General features: G+C 74.7%; 15 protein-coding genes and 1 pseudogene. 3 read left to right on the forward strand and 13 right to left on the reverse strand.

What is annotated here, in order from left to right; translation table 11 throughout:
* Positions 1 to 84: 84 nt before the first annotated feature.
* The 4 genes from AB0O09_RS09485 to bldG form a co-directional block, all read right to left on the reverse strand.
* Positions 85 to 864, reverse strand: coding sequence for a hypothetical protein (locus tag AB0O09_RS09485; protein WP_363540960.1), 780 nt, complete (start codon positions 862 to 864; stop codon positions 85 to 87).
* A gap of 70 nt (positions 865 to 934) precedes the next feature.
* Positions 935 to 1,303, reverse strand: a complete 369-nt coding sequence (locus AB0O09_RS09490) for a cyclophilin-like fold protein (protein WP_363540961.1) — start codon at positions 1,301 to 1,303, stop codon at positions 935 to 937.
* 311 nt (positions 1,304 to 1,614) lie between these two features.
* Positions 1,615 to 2,034, reverse strand: coding sequence for an ATP-binding protein (locus AB0O09_RS09495; protein WP_363540962.1), 420 nt, complete (start codon positions 2,032 to 2,034; stop codon positions 1,615 to 1,617).
* Between the two features lie 125 nt (positions 2,035 to 2,159).
* A complete protein-coding gene (gene bldG, locus AB0O09_RS09500) occupies positions 2,160 to 2,501 on the reverse strand; it encodes an anti-sigma factor antagonist BldG (RefSeq protein WP_030272780.1) in 342 nt (113 codons plus the stop codon).
* Positions 2,502 to 2,719: 218 nt separating this feature from the next.
* On the opposite strand from bldG, the gene AB0O09_RS09505 reads away from it, so the two are divergent.
* Positions 2,720 to 5,071 carry a DEAD/DEAH box helicase gene (locus tag AB0O09_RS09505; protein WP_363540963.1) on the forward strand — a complete coding sequence of 784 codons (2,352 nt, stop codon included), beginning with the start codon at positions 2,720 to 2,722 and terminating at the stop codon, positions 5,069 to 5,071.
* Between the two features lie 177 nt (positions 5,072 to 5,248).
* Here the strand turns inward: AB0O09_RS09505 and AB0O09_RS09510 are convergent.
* The 8 genes and pseudogenes from AB0O09_RS09510 to ssd all read right to left on the reverse strand — a co-directional run.
* Positions 5,249 to 5,650, reverse strand: a pseudogene (locus AB0O09_RS09510) (Rv3654c family TadE-like protein); the annotation flags it as partial.
* A complete protein-coding gene (locus tag AB0O09_RS09515; protein WP_363541061.1) occupies positions 5,638 to 5,976 on the reverse strand; it encodes a TadE family type IV pilus minor pilin in 339 nt (112 codons plus the stop codon). The pseudogene AB0O09_RS09510 and the gene AB0O09_RS09515, both read right to left, overlap by 13 nt.
* Positions 5,977 to 6,079: 103 nt before the next feature.
* Complete coding sequence (locus AB0O09_RS09520; RefSeq protein WP_363541062.1) at positions 6,080 to 6,295, reverse strand: DUF4244 domain-containing protein; 216 nt, start codon at positions 6,293 to 6,295, stop codon at positions 6,080 to 6,082.
* A 267-nt stretch (positions 6,296 to 6,562) separates the two neighbouring features.
* On the reverse strand, positions 6,563 to 7,096 hold the full coding sequence (locus tag AB0O09_RS09525) for a type II secretion system F family protein (RefSeq protein WP_363540964.1): 534 nt from the start codon (positions 7,094 to 7,096) through the stop codon (positions 6,563 to 6,565).
* A gap of 251 nt (positions 7,097 to 7,347) precedes the next feature.
* The gene (locus AB0O09_RS09530) at positions 7,348 to 8,388 is read right to left on the reverse strand and encodes a hypothetical protein (RefSeq protein WP_363540965.1); all 1,041 of its coding nucleotides are present in this window, start codon (positions 8,386 to 8,388) and stop codon (positions 7,348 to 7,350) included.
* Positions 8,385 to 8,522 (reverse strand): hypothetical protein, encoded by a 138-nt coding sequence (locus AB0O09_RS09535; RefSeq protein ID WP_363540966.1) that lies wholly within the window; start codon positions 8,520 to 8,522, stop codon positions 8,385 to 8,387. Before AB0O09_RS09535 ends, AB0O09_RS09530 begins: the two co-directional genes overlap by 4 nt.
* Positions 8,519 to 9,901 carry a TadA family conjugal transfer-associated ATPase gene (locus AB0O09_RS09540; protein WP_363540967.1) on the reverse strand — a complete coding sequence of 461 codons (1,383 nt, stop codon included), beginning with the start codon at positions 9,899 to 9,901 and terminating at the stop codon, positions 8,519 to 8,521. Before AB0O09_RS09540 ends, AB0O09_RS09535 begins: the two co-directional genes overlap by 4 nt.
* Positions 9,898 to 11,007 (reverse strand): septum site-determining protein Ssd, encoded by a 1,110-nt coding sequence (gene ssd / locus AB0O09_RS09545; RefSeq protein WP_363540968.1) that lies wholly within the window; start codon positions 11,005 to 11,007, stop codon positions 9,898 to 9,900. Before ssd ends, AB0O09_RS09540 begins: the two co-directional genes overlap by 4 nt.
* Before the next feature lie 940 nt (positions 11,008 to 11,947).
* On the opposite strand from ssd, the gene AB0O09_RS09550 reads away from it, so the two are divergent.
* Positions 11,948 to 12,793, forward strand: coding sequence for an HAD-IB family hydrolase (locus AB0O09_RS09550; RefSeq protein ID WP_363541063.1), 846 nt, complete (start codon positions 11,948 to 11,950; stop codon positions 12,791 to 12,793).
* A gap of 392 nt (positions 12,794 to 13,185) precedes the next feature.
* Here the strand turns inward: AB0O09_RS09550 and AB0O09_RS09555 are convergent, their stop codons facing one another.
* Positions 13,186 to 14,067, reverse strand: coding sequence for an oxidoreductase (locus AB0O09_RS09555; RefSeq protein WP_344622815.1), 882 nt, complete (start codon positions 14,065 to 14,067; stop codon positions 13,186 to 13,188).
* A 190-nt stretch (positions 14,068 to 14,257) separates the two neighbouring features.
* Between AB0O09_RS09555 and AB0O09_RS09560 the strand changes: the two genes are divergently transcribed.
* Entirely contained in the window at positions 14,258 to 15,271 is a 1,014-nt protein-coding gene (locus AB0O09_RS09560; protein WP_363540969.1) for an ATP-binding protein, read from the forward strand.
* The last annotated feature ends 161 nt before the right edge of the window (positions 15,272 to 15,432 follow it).

Genomic DNA, 15,432 nt, shown 5'->3' on the forward strand with positions numbered 1-15,432 from the left:
GGCCCTGGCTGGCCCTGACCTGGTCGCGGCCCGGTCGCGGCCGGTCGCGGCCGGTCGCGGCCGGTCCTGGCCGGTCCTGGCCGGTCAGCCGGCGGAGGTGCTCGGTGAGGCGGCACCGGACTTCTGGGCCTGCTGGGCCGAGGCGCCCGCGGACGGCGCGGTGGACGCGCCCGAGGCGCTGCCGGACGGCTTCGCCGAGGGCTTGCCGGAGCCGTTGCCGGAAGAGCTGCCGGAGGGTGCGCCGGACTGCGTCCCCGTCCCGCCCGAGCCGGACTGGTCCGTGCCCGCCGACGCGGTGTCGGTGGCCACCGGGTCCGCCACGGCCTGCGCCTTGCACCCGGGCTGCCGCTTCATCGCGTCGCCCACCTCACCGGTCTGCAGACGGTTCAGCCCCTGCGTGGAGAGCTGGGCCAGCTGCTGGACCTGGTCGCCCACGCTGCGCAGGCCGTCCGCGAACTTCGCCTGGTCGTCGGTGGCCAGGGCGTCCAGCTTCTTCTGGACGTCCACGTAGCCCTGGGCGGCCTTGCGGAGCTCGTTCACCGCGTCCGTCCGGGCCGTCTCGCCGTCCTTCGACTTCGGAGCCCCGACCTTGTCGACGGCGTCCGCCAACCCGGCGTTGGACTTGGCCAGTTCGGCCAGGTCCGCAGAGAGGCGCTTCTGCAGCGCTACCGGCGCCTCGCCCGGCGTCACCTTGGCGGTGTCGGCGAGCGCGACCCGCGACTGGGCGATCGGGCTCCGCGCGGCGTCGCAGACGCTCTTGGCCCAGCCGTCGAGCTGCTTGGTGTTGTCGTCGCCGCCGCACGCGACGGCGCCGAACGCGAGCAGCGCGCCGAGCGCGGGGACGGTCAGCAGTCGCTTGTTCACCGGGTGCCTTTCGGTCGCGGACGTCGATCTGCGAACCTACACGGCCGTCCACCCGCCCGCCGACCGCCCCTTACGCCCGCTCGACCCGGATCGCGTCCCCGTCACGGACCGTGCGCAGCACTCCCGGATCCCCGTCCAGCACCCCGAGCAGGTTGCAGGGACTCGCGAGGCGGCACTCGCCGTCGTGGGAGATCGGGGTCGGGCCGAAGGGCAGCGCCAGGCTGTCGCCGTCCGTCCAGAACGCGACCGTGCCCGGGTCCACGACCTGTGCCGCGTCCGGCTCGCGCGGCAGGCTCACGCCGGCGTCGAAGTAGACCTCCTCGCCCCAGGTGCGGGCCGTGGAGTCGATCGGCAGCGCGGCCCAGAGCTTCTCCGTGGTGGGCGTCGACCGGAGCTCGGCCGTCGCCTGTCCGGCCGGCCAGAGGATGCGTATGCGCATGAGGGTGTCACTCGTCCCGTCGTTCTCGTACCGAACCGGTCGCGCCGGGAGCAGGAAACAGCCCGCTTCAACAATTTGTCAATGTGTGCGCAGGCGTGGCGGGACCCGGCCGCAGCGGCAGGCGGTCACGGGACCGGCCGGCGAGCAGGGGCCCGGCGGACGAGGGACCAACAGGCCGGGGGCCGGCTGACAACCGGGGGGCGGCGGACAAGCGAGCCGCCGGACACGGGCGAGGCCGCGGGCAGCGCATGCCGGGAGTGCGCCCCGCATGCGGGTGCCTACGTGCCTCCGGCAGGAGCAGGTCGGGGGAATCAGACCGCGACGGGTGCGGTGGAGACCGGCCAGCTCATCCTGATCAGGCCGCCCTCGCCACCGTTGGTGACCTCGACGTCCTCCACCAGGCCGCTGATCACGGCCAGCCCGAGGGCGTCCTCGTCGGGGTCGGCGCTCTCGCCGGAAGCCGGGGACGGTACGGAGGCGTCGCCGGCCTCGTCGGCGACCTCGATGAGGAAACGCTTCTCCTGCTCGATCAGTGCGACGCGGATCGCCCCGTGGGCGGCTCCGCGCTGGTGCAGGCCGACGGCCCGCGAACAGGCCTCACCCACGGCCAGGCGGACCTCGTCGAGCACCGACTCGTCGACCCCGGCACGTCTGGCCACGGCGGCGGCCACCAGCCGGGCCGTGCGCACGTGCTCGGGAAGCGCGCTGAATCGAAGTTCGACGGTTGCCATTCCTCCCCCTCCGGGGTTGCTCCCTGGTGGGCCGTGACGTGCACGCACGCCACGGCGCGGGGCCGCCACCGGCCCCGCCGCACCGGCGGGGCCGCGACACGGCCCCGCCGGTGCGGGAAAGACGATCAGTCGGTGGAGGCGACGGCGTCGTCCACCGAGTTGTGGATCGGGAAGACCTTGGTCAGGCCCGTGATCCGGAAGATCTTCAGGATGCGCTCCTGGTTGCAGACCAGACGGAGCGAACCCTCGTGCGCACGGACCCGCTTGAGCCCGCCCACCAGCACGCCGAGACCGGTGGAGTCGAGGAAGTCAACGCCCTCCATGTCGACGACGAGGTGGTAGTTGCCGTCGTTGACGAGCTCGACAAGCTGCTCGCGCAGCTTGGGGGCGGTGTACACATCGATCTCGCCGCCGACTTCGACGACCGTGCGATCGCCGACCGTACGGGTCGACAGGGACAGGTCCACGGAACCTCCAGCACCTTGCCTTGCTACGTCATTGCGATCCTCGGGCGGGCGGCCGCCACCGCGTGGTCGCAGGCCGGGCGAGGCAAGCCGCTGCTGACCAGCACCGGCGTGCGTCCCTCGGCCGTGCGGCCGTCACGGCCTCATTGAACCACCTGTGACCATGCCCGCACGATGGCTTGCGGCGATTCTCCGTCACGCCGGTGACACACTGGGTCCTCATGCCGCCCCGTCACACCGCGCCCGAAGCACTGCTGAAGACCCTGTCCACCAACCGGGGCCGGTCGGACCGCCTCACCCATACGGAGCACCTTCCCTCCCGCCCCGCGCGCCATTCCTCCTGGCCGGAAGGAATCCGTCCGGAAATCCGGGAGGCCGCCGCCGGACTCGGCGTGCACGAGCCGTGGGCGCACCAGGCGGAGGCGATGGAAACGGCGCAGGCGGGGCGGAGCGTGGTGATCGCCACCGGCACCGCCTCGGGGAAGTCCCTGGGGTACCTGGCACCCGTCCTGAGTGCACTGCTCGACGGGACCGAGGCCCGCAACGGCCGCGGCGCCACCGCGCTCTACCTGGCCCCGACCAAGGCGCTCGCGGCCGACCAGCGCAGGCGGGCCGCCGAACTCGTACCGCCACGGGTACGGGTCGCGCTGTACGACGGGGACACCCCGCCCGAGGAGCGCGAGTGGGTGCGCCAGTACGCCTCGTACGTGCTCACCAACCCGGACATGCTGCACCGCGGCATCCTGCCCGGGCACGCACGATGGTCCTCCTTCCTCAAGGCGCTGCGGTACGTGGTGGTCGACGAGTGCCACAGCTACCGCGGCGTGTTCGGGTCGCACGTCGCCCAGGTGCTGCGGCGGCTGCGGCGGCTCTGCGCGCGGTACGGGTCCCACCCGACGTTCCTGCTCGCCTCCGCCACCACCGCGGAACCGGCCGTGACGGCCGAGCGGCTGACCGGACTGCCCGCGGTGGCCGTGACCGAGGACGCGTCGCCGCGCGGCCCGCTGGTGTTCGCGCTGTGGGAGCCGCCGCTGACCGAGCACGTCGGTGAGCAGGGCGCGCCCGTCCGCCGGACGGCGACCGCGGAGGCCGGCTACCTGCTCACGGACCTGGTGGAGTCCGGGACGCGGACGGTCGCCTTCGTCCGCTCCCGCCGGGCCGCCGAGCTGGTCGCCCTCCAGGCGCAGGACCTGCTGGGCAACCCGCTGGCCGGGCGGGTCGCGGCCTACCGGGGCGGCTATCTGGCCGAGGAACGACGGGCGCTGGAACGCGACCTGCACTCCGGTCGCCTGCTCGGCCTCGCCTCCACCTCCGCGCTGGAGCTCGGCGTCGACGTCTCCGGTCTGGACGCCGTCCTGCTGGCCGGCTACCCGGGCACCCGGGCCTCGCTCTGGCAGCAGGCCGGCCGGGCGGGCCGGGAGGCGCAGGGCGCGCTGGCGGTGCTGATCGCCCGTGACGATCCGCTCGACACCTATCTGGTGCACCATCCGGAGGCGCTGTTCGCCAACCCCGTGGAGGCGACCGTGCTCGACCCGGACAACCCGCACGTCCTGGCTCCGCACCTGTGTGCCGCGGCGGCCGAACTGCCGATCACCGATGCCGACCTCGACCTCTTCGGGCCGTCCACCGCCCAGCTGCTCCCCGTCCTGGAGCGGCGGGGGCTGCTCCGCCGACGCGCGGACGGCTCCTGGTACTGGACCCGGCGGGAGCGGGCGGCGGACGGGGTCGACCTGCGCGGCAGCGGCGGCAACCCCGTCCAGATCGTGGAGGCCCCCACCGGACGGGTGCTCGGCACTGTCGACGCGGCAGCCGCACACACCACCGTGCACACCGGCGCCGTCCACCTGCACCGGGGACGCACCTACCTGGTGCGGGACCTCGACCTGGAGACCTCCGTCGCCCTGGTGGAGGCGGCCGATCCGCCCTACACCACGGCGGCCCGCGACATCACGTCGATCTCCGTGCTGTCGACCGACAGGTCCGAGGAGTGGGGCGAGGCCCGGCTGAGCTTCGGTTCGGTCGAAGTGGTCAATCAGGTGGTGGGCTTCCTGCGCAAGCGCATCTCGACCGGCGAGGTCCTCGGCGAGACCAAGCTCGACCTGCCCCCGCGGACACTGCGGACGCGGGCGGTGTGGTGGTCGGTGACGGAGGACCAGCTCTCCGACGCCGAGATCCCGTTCGACCAGCTGCCGGGTGCCGCGCACGCCGCCGAGCACGCCTCGATCGGCCTGCTGCCGCTGTTCGCCACCTGCGACCGGTGGGACATCGGCGGCGTCTCGGTGCCGCTGCACCCGGACACCGGCCTGCCCACCGTGTTCGTCTACGACGGCCACTCCGGCGGAGCCGGCTTCGCCGAGCGCGGGTACACCCGGGCCGTGCAGTGGCTCACGGCCACCCGCGACGCCATCGCCGCCTGCGAGTGCGAACGCGGCTGTCCGTCCTGCGTGCAGTCCCCCAAGTGCGGCAACGGGAACGACCCGCTGGACAAGGCGGCCGCCGTCCGGCTGCTGGACGTGCTGCTCGCGGGGGCGCCAGCCGTCGGGGGCGGCTCGGACGGGGCGATGCCGCGGTAGGGCCGGCTGCCACCTGTCGATCCGGGTGGGCGGCCGCGCCCGGACGGCAGCGGACCGTTCCGCCCTGCTCGCCCCGGCCGCGCCGGCGTCGACTCCGTCGGGTACTTCGGGTCCGTCGGGGGCGGTGGAGGTGGAGGTGTCTCCGGCACTGGCCGGGGCCCAGACCGGGCCTGCCCGGGCCCGCGCCCGGGCTGGCCCGGACAGGAGACCGAGGTGACCCGCCGCCACCTCCACGACCACCTCGACGGCGTCCTCCTCCAGCTCGGGGGTGCAGGACACCAGGGAGGCGCCGTGGGCCGCCGTGATCCGGGCAGCGCGGCTGCAACCCCCGTCGGGGTCGATCAGCAGGCGCTCGGCAGCTGCCAGCGCCGCCAGGTCTGCGGCGGACTCCGCACGGTGGCGGGCCGCCACCGTGGCTCCCACCGCGAGCACGACGGCGAACACGGCGCAGCCGAGCATGCCCAGCGCGAGCAGCCAGACGGTGGCCGAGCCCGCATCGGGGGACACTCCGGGGGACGGCTCGGGCGACAGGGCGTGCGGACGGCCGGACGCGGCAGATCGCCTTCTCAGGACGGCCATGGCGTGCCGCCCTCCGCCCCGCTCGGCACGTCCTCGCGGGCGGCGACCGCAGAGGCTCCCAGCCGGACCGACAACGCCGCACCGATCCGGCCGGGGGCGGGGAAGGGCGCCTCGACGGTGACCCGCACGGTGTCGTCGTCCCGGGCGATCTCGACGGACGCACCTGGCGGAGCCGCCACGCGGGCGGCCGCCGCCGCGTCAAAGTCCCCTCGTGCAGCCGCCCGCGCCGCGATCCGGGCGGCGTCGACGCAACGGATCTGGCCTGCGGCGGCGATGAGGCCCCAGATCAGCGTGGCCATGAGCAGCACCATGGCCGGCATCGCCACCGCGGTCTCGGCGGTGGCCGTCCCGGCGTCGCGGGGCCTGCTGCTGCGGGCCGCCGCGGCCCTGCCCCGTCGACCCGGATGCGACGGGTCGCGCCGACGGCGGTCAGACCGCATGGAGGGCCCTGTCGAGCAGTTCCCCGAGCGCCCCGGAGACCGTCCCGCTCGTCACCACGCGGTAGAGGATCGCGGCGAAGGCGCATGCCGCCACCGTGCCGATCGCGTACTCGGCCGTGGTCATACCGGCGTCCGGCGGGCCGACCACGGCACCGCGGATGCGCCGGGCGAGACGCCGTGCGAGGCGCGCACGGGCCACGGCCATGCGGCGCAGCCCGAGCGGTCGGCGGAGTTCGAGCCGTCTGCGGAGCCCGAGGGCTCGACGGCTCCGAGGGCCGGGCGGCGGAGCCACGGAGGTCGGGACGAGGGGCGCCGCGGTTGCCGGGTCGGGGGCTGCCTCGGTGGCGTCGGCCCTCGGGGACGGGAGGTCGGTCAGACGGACGGTGGGCTGGTACATCGCATACTCCTTCTGGGAGGGCCCGGTTCGAGTCGGGGCGGGTGGGACGGGACGGCGCCTTCGGCGGACGTGGCGTCAGATCCGATGCGCGAAGAGGGCGGCGAGGCCCATGACGACCGGCGCGATGCCGATCAGGACGAAGGCGGGGAGGAAGCAGAGCCCGAGCGGAGCCGTGGCGAGCACGCCTGCGCGTCGGACCCTGGCGTGGGCGGCCCGGGCTGCGGCCGCCCGCTGCGCCTGGGCGAGGCCGCTCAGCGCGGCAGCCGGCGGTGTGCCGCTGCGGCTGGTCCTGGCCATGCAGCGGGCCAGCGGCGCCAGGGCCGGGCTGGTTGCCCCGAGTTGCTCCCAGCAGACCTCCGGCGGCGCTCCCAGCGCGAGTTGCGCCGCAGTCGCCGCCAGCCGGTCACGCATCGGGGAATCCAGGCCGGCCGCCACGGCAGCGGCCGCCGGGCCGGGCGAGGAGGCCGAGCCGAGGCAGGCGGCCAGCAGCTCCGCGGTGAGCGGCAACTGGCGCAGCAGGCGCTCCTCCTCGGCCGCTGCCCGCCGTACGGGCCGGGGCAGCCAGCGGTAGGCGGCCGCGGCCGCCCCGGCCCCGGCCACGAGACCCACCGCTCCGCCCACGGCGGCGGCCGTACCGAGGCCGACGGCCAGCGGCAAGCACCAGGCGCGGCCCGGCAGCCTGCGCGGCGGCCTCCGTGTTCGGCGGGAGCGGCGGCGGTCGCCGGGGCGACGGCTGACACGGTGGTCGGACAGACAGCGCCGCAGGCGCCGTCGGAGGTCGCGCCGCCGTGCCGGACCGGGCAGGAGTGCCGGTACCGCGAGGGCGACTGACAGTACGGCGGTCAGCGCGGTGAGGGCGGTCACCCGGCCACCGCCTCCCCCGAGGTGCCGGGGTGCGGCCGCCTGGGTGGTTCCCGGTGGTCCGCGCGTCGGCGGGTGAGTCCGCAGGGAGACCACGCCGCACTCCGCCCGCAGTCCTCGTCCGCTGCCCGGTCCGGGTCGGCCGGGGGACCGTCCTCGGCGGCCCTGACGATCCTGGCCGTCCAGAGGAGTCCCGTGATCTCCAGCACGGCGCCGACGGCGAGGCAGGCCAGCCCTGCCGGCGTGTGCAGCAGTGTCGACAGCGGGTGGGCACCGAGGGCCGTGCCGAGCAGGAGGGCGAACACGGGAAGCGCTGCCAGCAGCGCGACCGTCGCCCGGGAACCGGCCAGTTCACCGGCCACCTCCTCCGCGAGGGCGCGTTCGGACCGCAGGGCATCGCCGAGCTGGTCCAGGCCGGCCAGCAGACCGGTACCGCTGTCGGCGCTCACCTGCCAGCAGGCGGCCACGGCTGCGGCGCCGCGGCCTCCCGGCAGTTCGGCGACCAGGCGGAGGGCGGCGGGAACGTCGGCTCCGTAGCGGGCGGCCGCGAGCCGGGCGGACGGTTCGGCGCCGAGGCCGTACCGGAGTGCGGCCCCGCGGCCGATGACGGTCTGCAGGGCGTACTCGGCGGTGGCGCCGCTGCGGAGCTCGCCGACCAGGGCGGTGCACAGCTCGATCACGGCCGCCGCACGACGGCGTGCCTCCTCGGCCATCCGGCGCCGGGCGCGCAGTCGCCGCAGGGGCAGGATCCCGACGGCCGCGGCGAGGAACGGGACCGGGGACCAGGCGGCGTGGCCTGCCGCGATCCCGATCGGCAGCAGGACCAGTTCGGGGATCAGCCACCGCGGCCGTTGTCCGGCCGCCGTCATGCGCCGGGCGACTGCGTGCAGGGCCGCTCCGCTGCGCCCGGAAGGGTGCCCGTCCGTGGTGCCGAGCAGTCGGTGGGCACGCCCGTGGCCGGCCCGGTGCCGCAGCGTGCCGCCCGGATGCGCGGCCGGCGGGCCGACGAAGGCCGTCGTCCCTCTCGACGGCCCGCTCACGGCCGCCTCCGCTCACCGGATGCCGCCCGGCCGCGCTTCGGCCCGGCGACGGCCGATTCGAGCAGCCACCACGCCAGCCCGGCCGTCCCGCAGAGCGCCAGGCCCCACAGGGCCTCCAGTTGGCGGAGCGTCATTCCGGCCTCCCCGCGAGGGCGACGCCGCGCTCGGCGCAGGCGTGCTGCAGTGCGGCCCAGCCCGGCCCGGTCGCGCACCGGCCGTCGGGCCGGAAGAGCAGGGCGGGTCGGGTGGTGGTCAGGCCGCGGGCATCGCCTTCCACGGTGTGGAGCTCGGCGATCCGCCGCTGCCCGGTGGCCGGATCCCGGACGAGGTGGACGACCAGGTCGACGGCGGCCCGGAGCTGGCTGTGCAGCGAGAGCCGGTCGAGCCCGGCGAGCGATCCGAGCGCTTCGAGGCGGGCCGGTACATCGGCGGCCGCGTTGGCGTGGACGGTGCCGAACCCCCCGTCGTGTCCGGTGTTGAGTGCGGCGAGCAGGTCGACGACCTCGGCGCCGCGGACCTCACCGACGACCAGTCGGTCCGGACGCATCCGCAGGGCCTGCCGGACGAGGTCGCGGAGGGTGAGCTCACCCAGTCCCTCCTGATTCGGCGGGCGGCTCTGCAGACGCACCACGTGGGCGTGGTCGGGGCGGAGCTCGGCCGAGTCCTCGACGACGACGATCCGCTCGTCCGGTCCGACGAGTCCGAGCAGGGCGGCCAGCAGTGTCGTCTTGCCGGAGCCGGTGCCACCGCTGATGAGCAGCGACAACCGGGCGCGGAGCACACCGCGGAGCAGGTCGGCCCCGGGCCCGGTGAGCGTGCCGCCGGCGACGAGTTCGTCCAGGGTGAACGGGCGCGCCCGGCAGATCCGCAGGGAGATGTGGGTGCAGCCGCCGGCGGCGATGGGCGGCAGTACGGCGTGCAGCCGCGTGCCGTCCGGGAGGCGGGCGTCCACCCAGGGCATGGCGTCGTCGAGTCGGCGGCCCGCCGCGGTTGCCAGCCGGTGGGCGAGCCGCCGGACGGCCTCGCGGTCCGGGAAGCGCACCTCGGGTGCCCGTTGCAGACCGCTGCCGCAGTCGATCCACACGTCGTCAGGCCCGTTGACGAGCACGTCCGTCACCTCGGGGCGGTCGAGGAGCTCGTGCAGCGGACCGGCCCCGACCAGTTCGGCCTGGATCGCACGCACGGTGTCGAGCACGTCGTCGCCACCCAGGGTCGGCAGGTTGGCACGCAGCGCGGCGGCGACGGACCCGGTGGTGGGCAGGGCGCCGGTCTCGGCCAGGTGGAGGCGGACGGCATCGAGCAGGGCGCCGCGGCCGTGCGCGGTGTCGTCCTGGGTCCGCCGGCCGACCGCTGCCGTGAGCCCGGGGTGGTGTTCGTCGGGGCGGAGGGCCGCGGCCGTCCGCAGTGAGCCACCGCCGCCGAGCCGAAGGGCGGTACCGAGGCGTCGGCGGTGCTGCGCGGGTTGGGCCCACGGGCCGCCGGACAGCCGCCGACGCGGAAGACGATCGGTCATGACGCACCGCCCGCGGCGGCCACCGGCGGCATGACCTCGCCCAGGAAACCGCTGCAGAAACGGGCGAGCGGGCCGCGTTCCCGCAGACCGGGCGGCATTCCGCGTTCGACGTCGAGGCCGAGCCCGGGCTCCGGCGGGAGCTCGCCGGCGAAGGCGAGCCGCAGGTTGCGGGCGATCTCGGCGGCGGGAAGGCCGACCGGGCCGGGCACGCGCACCACCGCACGCAGGTCGGTGAGCCGCATCCGGGCGGCCGCGGCCACGCGGTCCGCGGCGGCCAGGGCGCGCAGTTCGGCCGGCACCACGAGCAGGGCGGTGTCGATCTGCTCCAACGCCCGGGCGGCGGCGGGGTCGAGGTGGCGGGGCAGGTCGACCACCACCAGGCCGCCGCGGCGCCGTGCCGCGGCAAGCACGCTGCGCATCGCCTCGGGCGGGATGGCCAAGCAGTCGCTGCGGTCCCAGGAGAGAGCGCTGAGACCCTGCAGTTCCGGCAGCGCGTCGGCGAGTTCGGCCCCGCCGATCCGCCCGCGGGAGCCGGCGAGATCGGGCCAGCGGAGCCCTTCGGCGGTCTCGCCGCCGAGCAGCACGTCGAGCCCTCCGCCGAGCGGGTCGGCGTCGACCAGCATGGTGCGGTGGCCGCTGCGGGCCGCGGTCACGGCGAGCGCGCAGGCCAGGGTGGAGGCGCCGGCACCGCCGCGGCCGCCGAGCACGCCGACGGTGAGCGCGGGCGGGCCGACGCCCTCCGCCGCGTCGGCGATCCGATCGAGCAGCCACGCCTGCGCGTCGGGCAGGAAGAGCACGTGCTCGGCGCCGAGGCGCACGGCCCGCACCCACACGCTGCCGTCGTCGAGGTCGAGCCCGAGCAGCAGCACACCGGCTCGCCGGGGCAGCCCGGAGCACGACTCGGCGAGGTCGTCGCCGACGAGCACGAGCGGCGCGTCCTCCCAGAGCGCACGCGGCGGTTCGGCACGGGCCAGCTGTGGTTCGGCACCGGCCGCGGCGCAGATCCGGGCGAGGTGGTCGGCGAGGGCGTCGTCCGCGGTGATGATCAACGGGCCGGCCTGCGCGGGGCGGCCCGTCGGGCGGGAATCGGTGGTGGGTGTCGACATGGCGTCTCCCCCAGGGGCGGCGCCCGGTGCTGCCGGGCGGTGTCCGAGTGGTCCGGGCCGGTCGGCGCGCGTGGAGCACGTGCGGCGGCCGGTGCGGGCTGCCGGCCCGCCCGGTGATCGGGTGGGTGCGGCGGCGGCCCGGGCACCACCGTGGCGGAGCGGGCGGCCCTCGGATGCGCCCACGGCATTCGCTGTGGACAACTCGGGGCTGTGGATAACTCGCTTCACTCGCCCGGGGGGCAATGCATCGCAGAATTGACGCGAGAGGCATGAGAACGCGCCTTCTGTGCGTCCTGCGATTCCCGATGAATCAGTTACCGACAGTGACACGGGCGGCGTGGCGGTGGCGGATGTGCGCCGAACGGGCCGGGCGGTCACCGATCCGTTCCGGGTGGACACCGGGAGTGTCAACTACCCTGCGAAACGGGCCCGGACATGCGACGACCCCCGCCGGGGGGGAGAGCGGGGGTCGTCTATCCACGGCCCGACTCGGGGGGGAGGAGCCGGACCGGGTTAGCACGGTCGCGAACGATCCGTGACTTCCATGGTGTACCCGAGCGGCCAGAAACACAAACCCGCGCGCCACCGAGTACGCCGAATGGCGGGGGGTTTCGGCACGCCCTCTATCCTCGGTCCCGTGGACACCACCGAGAACGCCGACACCGTCGACAACGGTCCCGACTCGGGGCGCGCAACCACCCCAGACGCGCCCCCGTCGGCCGCCCCCGACCGAGCAAAGACGCCGGCCGCCGACGCCGCACCGGGCGACGGCGCAGCCGAGGGTGCGTCCGAGGGCGGCGAAGGGGGACCGGTCGCCGACACCGGCCGCCCGGACGGGCCCGACGGCGAAGCGGACGCGACGGACGAGGCGGACGCGACGGACGAGGCGGACGCGACGGACGAGGTGGACGCGACGGACGAGGTGGACGAGGTGGACGAGGTGGACGTCGCGGCCCGGCCGGCCGCTCCGGGCCCGCCCCACGGAACCCCGCGGACGGCCGCGTTCTTCGACCTGGACAAGACGATCATCGCCAAGTCGAGCGCGCTCGCGTTCAGCCGGCCCTTCTACCAGGGTGGCCTGATCAACCGTCGGGCCGTGCTCAAGAGCGCGTACGCCCAGTTCGTCTTCCTGGTCGGCGGCGCGGACCACGACCAGATGGAGAAGATGCGGCAGTACCTGTCGGCGCTGACCCGCGGCTGGAACGTCCAGCAGGTCCGCGAGATCGTCGCGGAGACCCTGCACGAGCTGATCGACCCGATCATCTACGAGGAGGCCGCCTCGCTGATCGAGCAGCACCATGCGGCCGGGCGCGACGTGGTGATCGTCAGCAGCTCCGGCTCGGAGGTCGTCGAGCCGATCGGCCGGCTGCTCGGCGCCGACCACGCCATCGCCACCCGCCTCAAGGTCGAGGACGGTTGCTACACCGGCGAGATCGAGTACTACGCGTACGCCGAGAACAAGGCGGCGGCCATCCGCGAGCTCGCCGCCGAGCAGGGCTACGACCTCGCCGAGTCCTACGCCTACAGCGACTCGTCCACCGACCTCCCGCTGCTGGAGGCGGTCGGCCACCCGTCCGCGGTCAACCCGGACCGGGCGCTGCGCAAGGAGGCGACGGCCCGCGAGTGGCCGGTGCTGGTCTTCAACCGTCCGGTCGAACTCCGCAGCAGGCTGCCGGAGTTCAGCGCTCCGAGCCGGTCCGTGCTGCTGGCCGTCGCGGTCGGCGCGGCAGCCCTCACGGCGGGCCTGCTCTGGTACTCCGCACGGCGGCGCCGACCGGTGGCCTGACCCGTCCGACCAGGCCGGTTGCCATATCGGACAAACGGGAAAAAGTTCTTGTTTCGGGTTCCGCTTTGAGGCGATCCGCGATAGAAAGGACTTACGGCCCGCGAGACCCGGTCAGGACCCTAAGGGGTCGTTCCGACAACGCAGTTCAGGCCCACGGACCGCGCACAGCCAGCTGGGCACCCACATGCAGCCGACCCGCTGACGGGCCGCCGCACCAGGTGAACGGGCCAGATCCCCACCTGATGGGCACTTCCGGTGCATGCTTGGTAACCCGGCCCCTGTGCCAGCGGCGGCACCGAGCAGGACCAGGTGCCGCCGCATCTGCATGTCACGGACCGTTCGAGCGATCCGGCCGACGCCCCGAGCCGTCGGCCGGTCACATGGTCGGACGGTCAGACCATCCCGCGCTGCATCGCCTCGCAGACCGCGGTGCTCTCCCGGACGCCGAGCCGGAGCGCCTCCCCGCAGTGCCGGATCCACCGTGCCATGCCGTCGCCGGTGCCGCTGAGGTATCCCGCCAGGGCGTCCCGGTAGGAGGCGGTACCGAGCTCGGCGAGGCCGACCTCGGCCGGGCAGATGGCCTTCGGGTCGAGGCCCTCGGCGATGAGGACGATGCGCTGTGCGGCACGTGCGATGACCCCGTTGTGGGAGGCGAAGGGGCGCAGCGCGAGCAGTTCGCCGTGCACCACCGCGGCCGTCACCAGGGCGGGCGCACCGTTCGCGGCGCCCTCGGCGCGGGACGCCAGGAGGTGTGACAGCTGGTCGAGGCGCGCCGCGACCTCCTCCGCGCCCGGCGCGGGCGGGAGTTCCACGCCCTCGACCGGCTTGTCGAAGCCCTCGGCGGCCGCCAGCTCGACCGGGAAGAGCGGCCCCGCCTGCTCGCCCGCGCGCCGCGGGCGGCCTGCGGACGGGTCGGCGTCGCCGACCGCGAGCAGGTGCAGCCGGGCCAGCACCTGCAGCGGCGAGTGCCGCCACACGCCCAGCAGCTGCCCGGCCTCGGCCGAGATCCGCAGCGCACCGCCCACCGTGCGGGCCTCGGCGTCGCCGCCGAAGTCGGTGCGCCGCCGGATCTCCTCCAGCGGCCAGTCGGCACCGTCGAGGGCGGCCGACGCCCGGGCGCCGCGGATGGCCGCCTCCGACGTCACCTCACCGGCGCGGCGGCGCATCACGCGGTGACCGTAGAGCCGGTCGACGGCCTTGCGCACCTCGGCGACGGCCTCGGGCACCCCGGGCAGCTCGGCCAGCGAGGCGAGGGGATCAGTTCCAGTGCTCACGTACCCGAGGGTAATGAACCACCCCCCACCCCCCGCACAGCAACCCCGGCATCACCCGATCGAGGCAATCCGGCGTTCCCACCCGCGCGGCATACCAAACCACCGCTAGCATGACCACTATCGGTGACGATAACGATTTCCAACATCCCTTCGGCGGCGCCGGCCGCCGCAGCGAGAGCCGGAGCCCCAGATGAAGATCGCGTTCGTCGGCAAGGGCGGCAGCGGCAAGACGACGCTGTCCGCGCTGTTCATCCGCCACCTGGCCGCCGCCGGCCGCCCGGTGATCGCCGTCGACGCCGACATCAACCAACACCTGGGCCCGGCACTCGGACTGACGGACGACCAGGCCGCCGGACTCCCCTCGCTGGGCGCCCGCCTGCCGGAGATCAAGGAGTACCTGCGCGGCGACAACCCGTTCATCGGGTCCGCGGAGGAGATGATCAAGACCACTCCCCCCGGCCGAGGTTCGCGACTGCTGCGGATCGTCGAGGAGAACCCGGTGTACGCCGCGTGCGCCCGTCCGATCGCGCTCGACGAGGGGTCCGTCCGGCTGCTGGCCACCGGCGCCTTCACCGAGGAGGACCTGGGCGTCGCGTGCTACCACTCCAAGGTCGGCGCGGTGGAGCTGCTGCTCAACCACCTGATCGACGGCCAGGACGAGTACGTGGTCACCGACATGACCGCCGGCTCGGACTCCTTCGCCTCCGGCCTGTTCACCCGCTTCGACCTCACCTTCCTGGTCGCCGAACCGACCCGGAAGGGCATCTCCGTCTACCGCCAGTACAAGGAGTACGCGCGCGACTTCGGCGTCGCCCTCCGGGTCGTCGGCAACAAGGTGCAGGGGCCGGACGACCTGGCCTTCCTGCGCCGGGAGGTGGGCGACGACCTGCTGACGACCTTCGGACAGTCCGACTGGGTGCGGCGGCTGGAGCAGGGCGCCGAGCCCGCCCTGAACCTGCTCGAGCCGGCCAACCGCAGCACCCTGGAGGAGCTGAAGGCCGCCGCGGACGCCGCGTTCGGGCTGCGGGACCCGCGGAAGTACACCGCCCAGGCGGTCCACTTCCACCTCCGCAACGCCGATAGCTGGGGCAACGCCAAGGTGGGCCGGGACCTCGCCGAGCAGGTCGACCCGGAGTTCGTGCTCGGACTCGACGGCGCCACCGCGGACCGCGGCACGGCCGGGCTGGGCGCGGCCCGGATCTGATCCCCCACCCGCTGCCGCCGGACGAGGCGCTGCGGCAGCACCCCCGGAAGGGCCGGCGGACACCCCCTGAGCTGGGCGTTCGCCGGCCCTTCCGGCTGTCGGGTTCCCGAGCCGACCGGCCTCCACTCATAAAGGTGAATCCAACGCTCCGGCCTGTCGTT

The organism is Kitasatospora sp. NPDC093679, assembly GCF_040683455.1.
GTDB classification, from domain to species: Bacteria; Actinomycetota; Actinomycetes; order Streptomycetales; family Streptomycetaceae; genus Kitasatospora; species Kitasatospora arboriphila.

Excerpts from the sequence above, each read along its gene's own strand:
- AB0O09_RS09490 (WP_363540961.1), bottom strand. The coding sequence starts at position 1,303 with ATGCGCATACGCATCCTCTGGCCGGCCGGACAGGCGACGGCCGAGCTC.
- AB0O09_RS09495 (WP_363540962.1), bottom strand. The coding sequence starts at position 2,034 with ATGGCAACCGTCGAACTTCGATTCAGCGCGCTTCCCGAGCACGTGCGC.
- AB0O09_RS09505 (WP_363540963.1), top strand. The coding sequence starts at position 2,720 with ATGCCGCCCCGTCACACCGCGCCCGAAGCACTGCTGAAGACCCTGTCC.
- AB0O09_RS09520 (WP_363541062.1), bottom strand. The coding sequence starts at position 6,295 with ATGGCCGTGGCCCGTGCGCGCCTCGCACGGCGTCTCGCCCGGCGCATC.
- AB0O09_RS09535 (WP_363540966.1), bottom strand. The coding sequence starts at position 8,522 with ATGACGCTCCGCCAACTGGAGGCCCTGTGGGGCCTGGCGCTCTGCGGG.
- AB0O09_RS09540 (WP_363540967.1), bottom strand. The coding sequence starts at position 9,901 with ATGACCGATCGTCTTCCGCGTCGGCGGCTGTCCGGCGGCCCGTGGGCC.
- ssd (WP_363540968.1), bottom strand. The coding sequence starts at position 11,007 with ATGTCGACACCCACCACCGATTCCCGCCCGACGGGCCGCCCCGCGCAG.
- AB0O09_RS09560 (WP_363540969.1), top strand. The coding sequence starts at position 14,258 with ATGAAGATCGCGTTCGTCGGCAAGGGCGGCAGCGGCAAGACGACGCTG.